We start from the raw sequence: 14048 nt of genomic DNA, 5'->3' as shown, positions 1-14048 counted from the left end.
TTCACGCCGTCGACTCCCGCACCACCAGCCGGCACGGCTGCCGCACCACCCCCGACGCCGGCGCCCCCGCCAAGGCCGAGAACAGGTGCGCCACCGCGCTGGTCCCCAGCTGCTCCAGGTTGAGGTCCACGGTGGTGAGCGGCGGGCTGCAGTCGGCGGCGAAGATGTCCCAGTTGCCGTACCCCACGATCGCGATGTCGTCCGGCACGCGCCGCCCCAGCGCCGCCAGGGCCTGGACGACCCCGCTCGCGATCTGGTCGTTGCCGCAGAAGATCGCGTCGGTCTCCGGCGCGGTGGCGAGCAGCAGGCGCGCGGCCTGGCGGCCCCAGCGTTGCGACCATTCGCCGTGCAGGACCTGGCCCGCCGGTGCCAGGTCGTGCGCGGCCAGGACGCTGTGCACGGCGGCGGCCCGGTCGCGGGCGGTCCGGTGCGACTGGGGGCCCGTGATGTGGGCGATGTGCCTGCGGTGCAACGCGATCAGGTGCTCCACGGCCAGGTGGGCGCCGCCCTCGTCGTCGGAGACGAGGCTCAGGTCCGCCGGGTTGGTCGAGCGGCAGTACGCGTACACCGCCGGGACCGGGAGGTCGGTGGTCAGGGAGGCGCGGACGTCGTTGCTGTCGCCGACCACGATGAAACCGTCGACCTGGCGGGCCAGCAGGGTGCGGATGTAGTGGTTGCGGCGGATGGCGTCACCCCGCGTGTCGCACAGCAGCACCGACATCTCCTGGTCCGACAGGGCGTTCTCGGCGCCCAGCAGGATCGGGACGGCGAAGCGGCCGTCCAGCTCGTCGGTGAGCAGGCCGATGGCGCGGGTGCGGCCGGCCACCAGGCCCTGCGCGAACACGTTCGGCTGGAACGACAGCTCGGCCGCGGCTCTCAGCACGCGGGCCCGTGTCGTGACCGCCACCTCGCCGCGGTCGTTGATCGCCTTGGACGCGGTGGCGATGGAGACCCCCGCCAGCCGAGCCACGTCCCCGAGCGTCACCGCTTCTGACCGTCGCCTGCCCATCGAAATCCTTTCGAACGACATTCGACTGCGTGTTCGACAATTCCTCCGGCAAATGGCGCAACGTCGAAATCGTTTTCGTCCTCCAGAGTGCGTTGTGCGGCGATTTTGCGCAACAGTCAGGGCCGTCCCACCGGCGTGCGGTGCGGGTGAACGGCCTGTCGGAGACCAGGTCTACCGGCGGGCGGCCGTGCTGCCGCGGTCGGTGAGCGCGGGAGCGAGCAGCCGGACCTGGGACGGGTGCTCGCCCTGCAGTCCGCGCATGAGCGTCTCGACGGCGATCGCGCCGACCTCCTCCGCGGGGATGGAGATCGACGTGAGCGGCACCGGCTGGGCGGCGGCCATCGCGTCCGGGCACAGCGCGATCACCGAGACGTCGTCGGGAACCCGGCGGCCGCGGCGGCGCAGCTCCAGCACCACGTCGCCGAGCACGGCCTCGTTGTGCACGACCAGGCCGGTGACGGCCCGGTCCGGCCGCAGCAGGTCGTAGAGGCATTCGCTGAGCGCGGGGAAGGACGGCGCGCACGGGTGGACGTGCGTGGTCACCCCGCGCCGCCGCGCGCATTCGGTGAAGCCCTCCAGGAACCGCGTCGCATAACCGGTTCCGCGTTCGTAGACGGCCGGCGACGAGCCGATGAGACCGACCGACCGGTGCCCGAGATCGGCCAGGTGCTCCACCACCCGCGCGCCGCTCGCGGTGAAGTCGAGGTCGACGCAGTCGAGCCCGTCGGCCTCCGCGGGAACGCCGATGAGCACGACCGGCACCGGGAGCTCGCGCAGCGCCGGGACGCGCGGGTCCCGCGCCTCGACGTCCATGACGAGGACCGCGTCGGCGCGCGACGAGGCGATCACGCGGTGCACCTCGTCGGCGCCGGACTCCTTGGTGAGCAACAGGACGTCGTAGTCGTGCGCGCGGGCCGTCGTGACGATCGACGACACGAACTGCATGATCACGGGCAGGTTGAGGTCCGTCCTCAGTGGAACGACGAGCGCGAGGACGTGGGTGCGGCTGCTCGCCAGCGCCCGCGCCCCGGCGTGGGGGTGGAACCCGAGCTCGCGGATGCTGCGGCGGACGCGGTGCGACGTGGCCCGCGAGATCGGCCTCTTCCCGCTCAGGACGTACGAGACCGTGCTCACGGACACGCCGGCGTGCCTGGCGACGTCCTTGATGGTGATCAACCGGCCTCCCCGCCCGTGTCTTCGCGACAACCTTAGCGAGTGATTCTTTCGATTGTCGATTCGCGTCGAAAAAACTGATCGGGCTTTGTTCGACTTGTTCGACGCTAATGTTCCGCGGCAGTGAAACGTTTCAATTTCGCGGTTCACCTGGCGCGGAGAAGGGCAAGTCCCATGAAACAGATCAAGCGCGCGTTAGCGGCGGCCGTGGCCGTGACGCTGGCGTTCTCGTTGAGCCCGCCGGCCGCCTCGGCGGCGGCATGGTCGTCGTCGGACCGGTGGGGGACCTGGACCAACAGCGGTTACACCGTCCGCAACGACGTCTGGGGAGACGGGCACGGTCCCCAGACGATCTCGGCCGACTCCTACAGCCGCTGGAACGTCTGGGCGAACCACCCGGACACCGGTGGCGTGAAGTCGTACCCGCACGCCGCGAAGGCGGTGAACAAACGGCTCAGCGCGATCGGTTCGCTCTCCAGCAGCTACAACGTCAGCGTGCCCGGCTCGGGCGCCTACGCGACGGCGTACGACATCTGGGCCGACAACAACGCGTTCGAGGTCATGCTCTGGATGACCAGGACCGGGCCGGTCGGGCCGCTGGGGACCTTCCAGGTCAGGGCGTCGACCGGCGGCCACACCTGGGACGTCTACCGCGGTTCCAACGGTCACAACGCGGTGTTCTCGTTCGTGCGCACCTCGAACGCGAGCTCCGGCACCGTCGACGTGAAGGCGGTCCTCAACTGGATCCGCACCCGCGGCTGGTGGGGCGACGTGACGCTCGGCGAGGTCCAGTTCGGCTACGAGATCACGTCGTCGAGCGGCGGCAGGACCTTCACCACCAACAGCTACTCGGTCTCGGGAGGATGAGATGAGGCGACCGGCTCTTTCGGCGCTGCTCGCGGTGGTCCTGGCCGCGGCCGGCGCACCGGCGCTGTCAGCTGAGTCCGCAGCGGGTTCCGCGGGGGACCGCGGGCTCGTCAGCATCCGGTCCGTGCACGGCACGGGCAACTTCGTGTCGTGGCGGCTGCTCGGCTCGGACCCGGCGGCCGTCGGGTTCGACGTCTACCGCGACGGCGTGAAGGTGAACGGGGTGCCGGTGACGACGGCGACGAGCTACCTCGACGCGGGCGCCCCGCCGACCGCGTCCTACTCGGTGCGCCCGGTCGGCGCGGGTGTGTCGGCGGCGGCCACACCTGAGGTCGGCACGCTCGAGACCAGCAGGGACGTCCCGATCCAGATCCCGGCCTCCGGGTACGTCGCCAACGACACGTCGATCGGCGACCTGGACGGCGACGGCGAGCAGGAGATCGTGCTCAAGTGGGATCCCGACAACGCCAAGGACAACTCGCAGGCGGGGGTCACCGGCAACGTCTACCTGGACGCGTACAAGCTCAACGGCACCAGGCTGTGGCGCATCGACCTCGGCCGCAACATCCGCGCGGGCGCGCACTACACGCAGTTCCAGGTCTTCGACTACGACGGCGACGGCCGTGCGGAGGTCGCCGTGAAGACCGCGGACGGCACGCGGTCGGGCACCGGCCAGGTGATCGGCAACGCGAACGCCGACTACCGCAACAGCGACGGGTACGTGCTGTCCGGGCCGGAGTTCCTGACCGTCTTCCGCGGCACCGACGGCGCCGTGCTGGACACGGAGAACTACCTGCCCCCGCGCGGAACCGTGTCGTCGTGGGGGGACAGCTACGGCAACCGGGTCGACCGGTTCCTGGCCGGCACCGCCTACCTCGACGGCTCACGGCCGAGCATCGTCATGGCACGCGGCTACTACACCCGCAGCGTGGTGGTGGCGTGGGACTTCCGCAACGGCCAGCTCACCCAGCGCTGGACGTTCGACTCGGCGGCGCAGTCGAACCGCTCGCAGTGGGAGGGCAAGGGCAACCACCAGCTGTCCGTCGCCGACGTGGACGCCGACGGCCGTGACGAGATCATCTACGGCTCGATGGCGATCGACGACAACGGCCGCGGCCTGTGGCAGAACGGCACCCGTCACGGCGACGCGTTGCACGTCGGCGACTTCATCCCGTCCAGGCCGGGCCTGGAGGTGTTCAAGCCGTCGGAGTCGGGCACCGACCCCGCGGACTGGATGGGCGACGCGCGCACCGGTCAGATCATCTGGAGCGCACCGCCGTGCGGCTGCGACAACGGTCGTGGCGTCGCGGCCGACGTCTGGGCCGGCAACGCCGGTGCCGAGGTGTGGTCGAGCTCGGTCGGCGGCCTACGCAGCGCCACCACCGGAGCCCAGGTCGCCGCCCGCAAGCCGGGGTCGGCGAACTTCGTGATCTGGTGGGACGGCGACGCCCAGCGCGAGCTGCTCAACGGCACCACGATCGACAAGTACGGCCCCAACGGCGACACCAGGCTGCTCACCGGCTCGGGCGTGGCGTCCAACAACGGCACCAAGTCCACCCCGGCGCTGTCCGCGGACATCTTCGGCGACTGGCGCGAGGAGGTCGTCTGGCGCACGTCGGACAACCGCGCGTTGCGCATCTACTCGACGACCGAGACGACGAGCATCCGCCGGGTGTCGCTGTTGCAGGACCGGCAGTACCGGCTGGCGGTGGCGTGGCAGAACACCGCGTACAACCAGCCACCGCACGCCAGCTTCGCTTCGCCTTAGAGATGGTGGCGGAAGTGGTGTAGCTGCGTCTCCACGTGGCTGGTGGGCGTGGTGTGCTTGCCGAACGGCGACACCGTGATCTGCTTGGGCGCGCTGACCTCGTGGTAGGCGGCGTACACGGTGGACGGTGGGCACGTCTCGTCCATCAGCCCGACGCTGAACAGCGTCGGCGCGGTGATCCGGCGGGCGAGCAGCGCGCAGTCGAAGTACCGCAACGTGTCCAGCGCCTGGGGCACGAGCGCGTCCTGCTGCGCCAGGAAGTCGCTGACCTCCGTGTACGGCGGCTTGGTGGCGATGCGGATCGCGCGCCACAGGTCGCAGAGGAACGGCACGTCCGAGTGGCAGACCTTCACGGCGTCCGGCCGCAGCGCCGCGGCGGCCAGGGCGAGCGCCCCGCCCTGGCTGCCGCCGGTCACGCCGATGCGCGCGGGGTCGACGCCGGGCAGCTCCGCGGCGACGTCCACGGCGCGCGCGGCGTCGAGGAACAGGCGGGTGTAGTAGTAGCCGTCCCGGTGGGTGATGCCCTTCGTCATCACGCCGGGGTGCTCGGGGCCGGTGCCCGCGCCCGCGTCGGCGGTGGCGCCGGACGACCAGCCGCCGCCCTGCCCGCGGCTGTCCATCACGAACACCGCGTATCCCAGGCTGGGCAGCAACGTGTGCTGCGCCGGCACGCCGCGGCCACCGCCGTACCCGATGTAGGTGACGACGACCGGCAACGGCTCCTCGCCCGGCGGACGCAGGTACCAGCCGCGGACGCGGTGGCCGTGCGCGCCGGAGAACTCCACGTCGTAGACCGACAGCGGCCCGTACAACGAGGGTTCGTGCGGGGTCAGCTCGACCGGCGTCGCCGCGGCGGAGGCCGCCGCCAGCTGGCCCGCCCACCACTCGTCGAGGTCCGGGGGCTCCGGCGTGGTGACGCGGTGCAGGACCAGGTCTTCTTCCGGCATGTCGACTACGGGCACGGGGCTCCTCCCAAGCTGGTCAGGCGAACGTACCCGTCAACGCCGGGGGAGGGGAACGCGTGCGAAGTCGACGTCCGAGGCCAGGTGGAAGCCGGGGTACGACGGCTGGTTGTAGGTGGTCTGCTGGCGGGCGACCTCCACGCGGTACTGGCGGTCGGCCATCAGGGTGTACATCTTGTGGTTCGTCGGCTCGGTGCTCAGGTAGAAGCGCAACGCCGTGCTGTCCTGCGTGCGCACCACGAGCTCCTCGCGCCAGTCGCCGAACACGTCGGCCACGAGCGACGGGGTTCCCTTCGTGCCGTTGTTGGTCCGCGTGCCGGTCGCCGTGAGCAACGTGCCGCGCTGCCAGTCGTCGATCGTGGGTGTCACGTCCTGGGCGCCGTTCACGATCTGCGTGGTCAGGTCACCGGCCCACCGGATGCTCATGTTCGTGCCGGGGGAACGAATGTCGAGCTGCCGGCCGTCCGCGCTCCACAGGCCACCGGAGTCGGAACCGCCCGGCATGGACGACCACGTCTCGATGCCCCGCACGTCCGGGCGGACGTCGCCGATCATGCCGCGGCCCGTGTCCATGCCGGAGTAGGCGCCGTAGATCGTCTCCCCGGTCCGGGCGTCGCGCAGGGCGTAGCCGTACGGGGCGCCGCGCGCGCCTTCGTGGACCATGAAGACCTCCAGCCCGGGTCGGTCCGGGTCGATGTCGGTGACGTGCAGGGCGTCACCGTGACCGACCCGGACCGTGGCTCCGGGCTCCGCGCTGCCCGGCGGCAGCACTCCGGTGGAGCTGTACAGCACCGAGCCGTCGTCGTCGAGCGTCGCGCCGCCGTAGACGATCTCCTGCCGGCCGTCCCGGTCGACGTCGGCGACGCTCAACGAGTGCGCGCCCTGCGTGGTGAGCCCGGCGTGGCTCGGGTTCGCGCCGTCGCGGCCGTGCGGGGTGTCGCGGAACGGGTTCGTCATCGGCACCCAGCCGCTGTCGGCGAGCCAGCGCTTCGTGAGCCGCCGGCCGTCCCAGTCGTAGGCGGCGACGGTCGAGCGGGTGTAGTAGCCGCGGGCGAAGATCGCCGACGGACGGTCGCCGTCCAGGTAGGCGACCCCGGACAGGAACCGGTCGACGCGGTTGCCCGGCTCGATGCGCGGCATGGCGTAGTCGCCCCACATGAGGCCGTCGTCGTGGCGTCCCGGCTCGTAGCGCACGGTCTGCAGCTCGCGTCCCGTGGCGCCGTCGAACACCGTCAGGTACTCGGGACCGTCGACGACGAACCCGGCGAAGTTCCGCAGCTTGTTGTTGGCGCTGCGGCTCGGCGCGTAGACGTCGAGGAAGTGGTCGGCCAACGCCGAAGCGTCCTGTTCGGACAGCGGGTAGGCGTACCGCGGCTCGATCCCGAACGCCTGCTCCAGCGTCGCCGGCCAGTGACCCGCGACGATCTCGGGATGGGCCTGCCAGCCGCGGAACACCTCGACCAGGTGGGTGCGGTAGCCGTCGGCGCTGAGGCGGTAGTCGTCGGTGTGGGAGAAGCCTGCTCGCACGTCCTCGCGTGGCATGGTGACGTACCGGCCGCGGCCGTCCCTGGTGCCCGGCGCGGTCTTCGTCATCAGCTCCGCGCGGCCGTCTCCGTCGAAGTCGTAGAGCAGGAACTGGGTGTAGTGCGCGCCCGCCCTGATGTTCACGCCGAGCGAGATCCGGTGCAGCAGCGTGCCGTCGAGGCGGTAGGTGTCGAGGAAGACCGGGCCGGTGTAGCCGGCCTGCGAGACGTCCTTGGAGTTGCTCGGATCCCACTTCACCACGTACTCGAACTGCCCGTCGCCGTCCACGTCGCCGACGCTCACGTCGTTGGCGGAGTAGGTGTAGGCCTCGCCCGCGGGCGTCACGCCGTCCGCCGGTTTCCGCAATGGCAGGTCGTGAAACGTCGTCGCCCACGCCGTCACCGGTCTGCTGCGGCCCAGCACCAGACCCCGCACGACGGGCGCGACCCGGTACCGCGCGCCGGCGACCGGTGCCGGGTCGGCGTAGGTCGTGCTGTCGCGGACGGTCGCGATGCGCCTGCCGTCGCGGTAGACCGCGAAGTCCGGTCCGGCGAGTCCCGTCGCCGTGGCGCCGGTGACCTCGTGGCCCAGCAGCCGCCAGCTCAGGTGCACGCCGCCGGCCGCGGTGACCGCGACGAGCCCGCGGTCGAGGCGTTCGCCGTGGCGCCCGTGCGCGGACGCGGGCGGTGCCCCGGCGGCCAGGGCCAGGACCACCAGCGGCAGCAGAACGCTTCGTCGCAGATCCACGGCGGCTACGATGACTCGTCGCAGTCGGCAACGCAAGAGTGAATGTGTTGTGCCGTAACGTGGTAAGCGCTTTCCTCCGCAAAGCGTCGAATCAGCGGGCCGTTCGACAGAAACTCCGTCGAACCCGTCGAAACGACGTCCGAGCGCCTTGACGACCTGTCGCGGACCGTGCCACGTTCACGAGGTCCGGTCGAAGCGATTCGACGCGGGTCCCGACGACGGGAAGGGCGTGGCTCCGGCATGGAAGAACCGCCTTTCCGCGACCGCGACCTGCCGGTGTCCCGGCGCGTCGAGGACCTGCTCGGCAGGCTCACGACCGCCGAGAAGATCGGGCTGCTGCACCAGTACCAGCCCGCGGTGCCCCGGCTCGGGATCGCCGCCTTCCGCACCGGCACGGAGGCGCTGCACGGCGTCGCGTGGCTCGGCAGGGCGACGGTGTTCCCGCAGGCCATCGGCCTGGCCAGCACGTGGAACCCGGACCTGGTGCGCGCGGTCGGCGACGCGACCGGCACCGAGGCGCGCGGCTTCCACCACAAGGACCCGGTGGCGCACGGCCTCACCGTGTGGGCGCCGGTGGTCAACCCGCTGCGCGACCCGCGCTGGGGGCGCAACGAGGAGGGCTACTCCGAGGACCCGCTGCTCACGTCCGTGATGGGCACGGCGTACGCGAAGGGCCTGCGCGGCGACCACCCGGTGTACCTCAAGACCGCGCCGACGCTGAAGCACTTCCTGGGCTACAACAACGAGACCGACAGGTGCACCACCTCGTCGTCGCTGCGGGCCCGCGTGCTGCACGAGTACGAGCTGCCGTGCTTCCGGGGGCCGATCGCGGCCGGAGCGGCGGTCGCGGTGATGCCGTCGTACAACCTCGTCAACGGGCGCCCCGCGCACCTCACGCCGCACATCGAGGAGCACCTGCGCCGCTGGGGCGAGGTCGCGGTGGTCAGCGACGCCTGGGCACCGTCGAACGTGGCCGGTGCGCAGGCCTACCACCCCGACGACGTGACGGCGCACGCCGCGATGCTCCGTGCGGGCCTGGACAGCTTCACCGACCACGACGCCGACCCGTCGACCACCACCGGCCACCTCACCGAGGCGTTGAGACGCGGCCTGATCAGCGAGGACGACGTGGACCGCGCGGCCGGCCGGTTGCTGGCGCTGCGGTTCCGGCTCGGCGAGTTCGACCCGCCGGACGCCAACCCGTACGCGGCCATCACCGAGGACGTCATCGACTCCCCGCAACACCGCGCGCTGGCGCTGGAAGCGGCCAGGCAGTCGATCGTGCTGCTGAAGAACGACACCCTGCTGCCGTTGGGGCGGGGCGGGAAGATCGCCGTGATCGGCACGCACGCAAACGTGCTGTTCGAGGACTGGTACTCCGGCACGCTGCCGTACTCGGTGACCCCGCTGGCCGGCATCACGGCGCTCCACAGTGGAGAGACGACGTACGCCGAGGGCCTGGACAGGGTCTCGCTCCGCGCCGACGGCCACGAGCACGTCTACGACCTGGCCGAGTGGGGCGGCGGCGTGGTGACCCTGCGCAGCGCGCTGACCGGGCGCTACCTGGCCTCGAACGCGGACGGCGAGGTCGTCACCGAACGCACGATGCCCGGTGGCTGGGACGTCCGCGAGCTCTTCGAGCTCACCCGCCTCGACGACGGCACCTGCCTGCTGCGCAACTCCGTGCTCGGCCAGTACCTGACGACGGACGGCTTCACCCCGGACGAGGAGAACGCGACGCGGTGGCGGCTGGAGGTCGAACGGTCCGGGATCGCCGAGGCCGTCGCGCTCGCCGAGGCCGCCGACGTCGCGATCGTCTTCGCGGGCAACGACCCGCACGTCAACGGCCGCGAGACCCAGGACCGCGACACCCTCGACCTGCCACCGGCCCAGACCGAGCTGGTCCGCGCCGTCCGGCGGGCCAACCCGCGGACCGTGCTCGTCGTGGTCAGCAGCTACCCGTACGCGCTGGTCGAGGAGGACGAGCACGTCCCGTCGATCCTCTGGTCCTCGCACGGCGGCCAGGAGCTGGGCCGTGCGCTCGCCGAGGTGCTGTTCGGCGAGGTCTCGCCGTCCGGCCGGCTCACCCAGACCTGGTACCGCGGCACCGGGCAGCTCCCGGACCTGCTCGACTACGACGTCATCGGGGCGCGGTCGACGTACCTCTACCTGGAGGACGACCCGCTCTACGAGTTCGGCCACGGACTGAGCTACACCAGGTTCTCCTACGGCCCGCTGACCAGCTCGGCGGCCGCGGTGCGGGAAGGCGAGCGGTTCGAGGTCTCGGTCGAGGTCACCAACACCGGTGACCGGCCGGGCGCCGAGGTCGTGCAGCTCTACGGCAGCCAGCGGGAGTCGCGCGTCGTGCGGCCCTCCCGCGCGCTGCTCGCCTTCGAACGCGTCCCGCTCGAACCGGGGGAGAGCCGCGTGGTGCGGTTCCCGTTGAACGGCGCGGACTTCTGGCACTGGGACGTCGTGAGCGACCGGCCCGTGGTCGAGACCTCCCCGCACGACCTGTGGATCGGGCCGTGGACCCGCGCACGCACCGAGATCCGCGTGATCGGCGAGGGGATCGGCCTGCGCGGCGAGCACCTGCGCGCGGAGCTCTTCGACGACTGCGCCGGCATCACCCTGTCCGACGAGACCAAGGCGCACGGCACCGTCGTCCAGAGCACCGAGGCGGGGGCCTGGGTCCTGCTGGGCGACGTGCTGGTCGACGAGCTCGCCACGCACTGCACCGCGCGCGTCGCGGGCGCGGGCGGCGAGATCGTGCTGAGAACCGGCGGCGAGGCGCGGTGCACCATCACCGTCCCCGCCGGCGACCCCTGTGCGTGGAAGGACATCCGCGTACCGGCGACCTGGAAACCCGGGGTGCACGACGTCGTCGTCGTGTTCGGATCACCCGGGATCCGGCTCGCCTCAGTCGAGATCGGTCGAACGTGAACCCGGAGGTGCCGGTGTGGTCACCATCGCGGACGTGGCGCGGCACGCCGGAGTCGCGCCGAGCACCGTCTCCTACGTGCTGACCGGCAAGCGGTCGATCTCGCCGCAGACCCGGTCCAAGGTCAGGGAGAGCATCCGGCTGCTCGGCTACCACCCGCACGCCGGGGCGAGAGCGCTCGCGAGCAGCCGGGCGAACGTGGTGGCGCTGGTGCTGCCGCTGCGCGCGGGCGTGCACCTGCCCGTGCTGATGCGGTTCGTGACGGCGGTGGTCACGACGGCGCGCCGGCACGACATGGACGTGCTGCTGGTGACGGCGGACCAGGGCGCGGAGGGGCTGCGGCGGGTCGCGGGCAGCGCCCAGGCCGACGGGTTCCTGGTGATGGACGTGGAACTGGACGACGATCGCGTGCCGTTGCTGCGCCAGATGGCCCAGCCGTCCGTCCTCATCGGACGCCCGGCCGCGGTCAAGGGGATCGTCTGCGTCGACCTGGACTTCGAGGCGGCGGGCGCGCGGTGCGTCGACCACCTCGCCGACCTCGGCCACCGGCACGTCGGTTTCCTCGGCGCCCCGAGCGTGGTCTACCAGCGCAACACCGGCTACGCGCAACGCACGATGGCGGGGTTCGGCGCGGCGGCCATGCGCCGCGGCATCGCCTCGACCGCGCTGCCCGCCGAGGACGACTACGAGTCGGTGCTGGCGTCGATGCGCGCGATGCTGCGCGCCCAACCGGCGATGACCGCGCTGGTCGTGCACAACGAGGCGGCGCTCGGCTGGGTCTCGGCCGGCCTGCGCGCGTTGGGGCGCAAGGTCCCCGACGACGTCGCCGTCGTGGCGATCTGCCCGGACGAGTACGCCGAGCAGCTCCAGCTGACCTCCGTCCAGCTGCCCGCCGAGGAACTCGGCCGGCAGGCGATGGAACTGCTGGTCGCCCGCCTCAACGGCCAGCAGACGCCCCCGCTGACGTTGCTGGCCCCCAAGCTCCTGAGCCGCGCGAGCACCGCACCCCGCTGACCCGGCCCCGCTCGGCCCGGCCGGTCCGTCATCGAAACGCTTCGACAACGACGAGGTGAGACATGTTCCGCGAGATCGCCCAGGGCCTGGAGTGGCGCGAAGGGCACCAGGTGCTGCGAGTCGAGGCGTGGGGACCCGACAGCGTGCGCGTGCGCGTCGGCCTGGCGGTCGTGCGCGACGGCATCCGCGGCGCCCTGCTGGAACGCCCGCCGGGCCGGGTGGAGTGCAAGATCGGCCCGGACTCCGCGGTGCTCCTCAACGGCAGGCTGCGGGTCGAGCTCGGGGACGGCGTCGTGCGGTTCCTCCGCGACGACACCGGGGAGGAGCTGCTCGCCGAGCAGCCGATCCACTTCTGGTGGCCGGGCCCGCGCCTGTTCACCGCCACCGGCAATGGCTACCACCGCGTCGAGCAGAACTTCCGCTCCTACGAGGGAGAGCGGCTCTTCGGCCTCGGCCAGCACCAGCACGGACTGCTCGACCAGAAGGGCGCGGTCGTCGAGCTGGTGCAGCGCAACGCCGAGGTCAGCATCCCGCTGCTGGTGTCGAGCCGCGGCTACGGCCTGCTGTGGAACACGCCGGCGGTCGGCAGGGTCGAGCTCGGCCGCACCGCGACGCGCTGGACGTCCGACAGCGCCCGGCAGATCGACTACTGGTTCACCGCCGGGCAACCCGCCGAGGTGCTCGAACGCTACGCGGGCGTGACCGGGCACCCGCCGCTGCTGCCGGAGTGGGCGGCCGGGTTCTGGCAGAGCAAGCTGCGCTACCGGTCGCAGGAGGAGCTGCTGGAGGTCGCCCGCGAGCACCACCGCCGCGGCCTGCCGCTGTCGGTGATCGTCGCGGACTTCTTCCACTGGACGCACCTGGGGGAGTGGCGGTTCGACCCGGCGGAGTGGCCCGATCCCGCCGCGGCCGTGCGGGAGCTGGACGAGCTGGGCGTGCGGCTGATGGTCTCGGTGTGGCCGTCGGTCAGCCCGTTGTCCGAGCACTACGGGACGATGCTGGACCGCGGCCTGTTCCTCGCCACCGAGCAGGGGCCGCCGGTGCACGCCGACTGGCCGGACAAGGGCGTGGCCGAGGACGTCGGGGTGTCGTTCTACGACCCGTCGAACCCGGAGGCGCGCGCGTTCGTCTGGGAGCAGGTGCGGGAGAACTACTTCCGCCACGGCATCCGCGTCTGGTGGCTCGACGCCTGCGAACCCGAGCTCAAGCCCGGCACCCCGCAGAACCTGCTGACGCACGCCGGACCGGGCCTGGAGGTGATCAACGCCTATCCCGCGGACAACGCGCGGACGTTCTACGACGGCATGCGCGCCGAGGGCGAGACGGAGATCATCACGCTGTGCCGGTCGGCGTGGGCGGGCAGCCAGCGCTACGGCGCCGCGCTGTGGTCCGGTGACATCCCGGCCACGTTCGACTCGCTGGGCCGCCAGATCCGCGCGGGCCTGAACGTGGCGCTGAGCGGCATCCCCTGGTGGACCACGGACATCGGCGGGTTCCACGGCGGCGACCCCGAGTCGCCCGAGTACCGCGAGCTGGTCGTGCGGTGGTTCCAGTACGGCGTGTTCTGCCCGCTGTTCCGCCTGCACGGCTACCGCGAGCCGGGGATGAGCCTCGGACCGGCCATGACCGGCGGCCCCAACGAGGTGTGGGCGTTCGGCGAGGAGGCCTACGAGCTGATCAGCGGGTTGCTCTGGCTGCGGGAGAGGTTGCGGCCGTACCTGATGGACCAGATGCGGGTCGCCCATGAGCGGGGCGTCCCGCCGATGCGGCCGCTGTTCGTCGACTTCCCGGACGACGACGCGGCATGGGCCGTCGAGGACCAGTTCCTGCTCGGTCCCGACCTGCTGGTGGCACCGGTGTACGCGGCCGGTGCGCGTGACCGCGACGTCGTGCTGCCCGCCGGTCCCGAGTGGACGGACGCGTGGACCGGCGAGACGGTCGCGGGCGGCCGGACGGTGCGGGTCTCCGCGCCGCTGGACCGCATCCCGTTGTTCCTGCGCGATGGCGCGGAACTCCCCATCTCCGACGCGAAGGAGCGGTGAC

General features: G+C 71.7%; 9 protein-coding genes. 5 read left to right on the top strand and 4 right to left on the bottom strand.

The features are described from left to right. Position 1: 1 nt before the first annotated feature. A complete protein-coding gene (locus tag VF330_RS03110) occupies positions 2-970 on the bottom strand; it encodes a LacI family DNA-binding transcriptional regulator (protein ID WP_330849940.1) in 969 nt (322 codons plus the stop codon). A 210-nt stretch (positions 971-1180) separates the two neighbouring features. Then, on the bottom strand, positions 1181-2185 hold the full coding sequence (locus VF330_RS03105; RefSeq protein ID WP_330849939.1) for a LacI family DNA-binding transcriptional regulator: 1005 nt from the start codon (positions 2183-2185) through the stop codon (positions 1181-1183). Between the two features lie 171 nt (positions 2186-2356). On the opposite strand from VF330_RS03105, the gene VF330_RS03100 reads away from it, so the two are divergent. Together VF330_RS03100 and VF330_RS03095 are read left to right on the top strand one after the other, a co-directional pair. After that, positions 2357-3049, top strand: a complete 693-nt coding sequence (locus VF330_RS03100) for a GH12 family glycosyl hydrolase domain-containing protein (RefSeq protein WP_330849938.1) — start codon at positions 2357-2359, stop codon at positions 3047-3049. A 1-nt stretch (position 3050) separates the two neighbouring features. Next, the gene (locus VF330_RS03095; protein WP_330849937.1) at positions 3051-4817 is read left to right on the top strand and encodes a rhamnogalacturonan lyase; all 1767 of its coding nucleotides are present in this window, start codon (positions 3051-3053) and stop codon (positions 4815-4817) included. Here VF330_RS03095 and VF330_RS03090 read toward each other — a convergent pair. Together VF330_RS03090 and VF330_RS03085 are read right to left on the bottom strand one after the other, a co-directional pair. Further along, positions 4814-5779 (bottom strand): acetylxylan esterase, encoded by a 966-nt coding sequence (locus VF330_RS03090; RefSeq protein ID WP_330849936.1) that lies wholly within the window; start codon positions 5777-5779, stop codon positions 4814-4816. The genes VF330_RS03095 and VF330_RS03090 overlap by 4 nt on opposite strands. Before the next feature lie 36 nt (positions 5780-5815). Beyond that, positions 5816-8050, bottom strand: coding sequence for a rhamnogalacturonan lyase (locus VF330_RS03085; RefSeq protein WP_330849935.1), 2235 nt, complete (start codon positions 8048-8050; stop codon positions 5816-5818). A 240-nt stretch (positions 8051-8290) separates the two neighbouring features. Here VF330_RS03085 and VF330_RS03080 point away from each other — a divergent pair, with 240 nt between their 5' ends. The 3 genes from VF330_RS03080 to VF330_RS03070 all read left to right on the top strand — a co-directional run bounded on the left by VF330_RS03080 (position 8291) and on the right by VF330_RS03070 (position 14047). Further along, a complete protein-coding gene (locus VF330_RS03080; RefSeq protein WP_330849934.1) occupies positions 8291-10993 on the top strand; it encodes a glycoside hydrolase family 3 C-terminal domain-containing protein in 2703 nt (900 codons plus the stop codon). A 16-nt stretch (positions 10994-11009) separates the two neighbouring features. Beyond that, positions 11010-12005, top strand: coding sequence for a LacI family DNA-binding transcriptional regulator (locus VF330_RS03075; RefSeq protein ID WP_330849933.1), 996 nt, complete (start codon positions 11010-11012; stop codon positions 12003-12005). Between the two features lie 62 nt (positions 12006-12067). Next, positions 12068-14047 (top strand): TIM-barrel domain-containing protein, encoded by a 1980-nt coding sequence (locus tag VF330_RS03070; RefSeq protein WP_330849932.1) that lies wholly within the window; start codon positions 12068-12070, stop codon positions 14045-14047. The last annotated feature ends 1 nt before the right edge of the window (position 14048 follow it).

The organism is Lentzea sp., assembly GCF_036380075.1.
In the GTDB taxonomy this organism is placed as follows: Bacteria; Actinomycetota; Actinomycetes; order Mycobacteriales; family Pseudonocardiaceae; genus Lentzea.
This window is presented reverse-complemented; position numbering and strand designations above follow the sequence as displayed.

What these genes read in the sequence shown, in the direction of transcription:
- VF330_RS03070 (WP_330849932.1), top strand. Translation starts at nt 12,068, where the DNA reads ATGTTCCGCGAGATCGCCCAGGGCCTGGAGTGGCGCGAAGGGCACCAG.
- VF330_RS03095 (WP_330849937.1), top strand. Translation starts at nt 3,051, where the DNA reads ATGAGGCGACCGGCTCTTTCGGCGCTGCTCGCGGTGGTCCTGGCCGCG.
- VF330_RS03080 (WP_330849934.1), top strand. Translation starts at nt 8,291, where the DNA reads ATGGAAGAACCGCCTTTCCGCGACCGCGACCTGCCGGTGTCCCGGCGC.
- VF330_RS03100 (WP_330849938.1), top strand. Translation starts at nt 2,357, where the DNA reads ATGAAACAGATCAAGCGCGCGTTAGCGGCGGCCGTGGCCGTGACGCTG.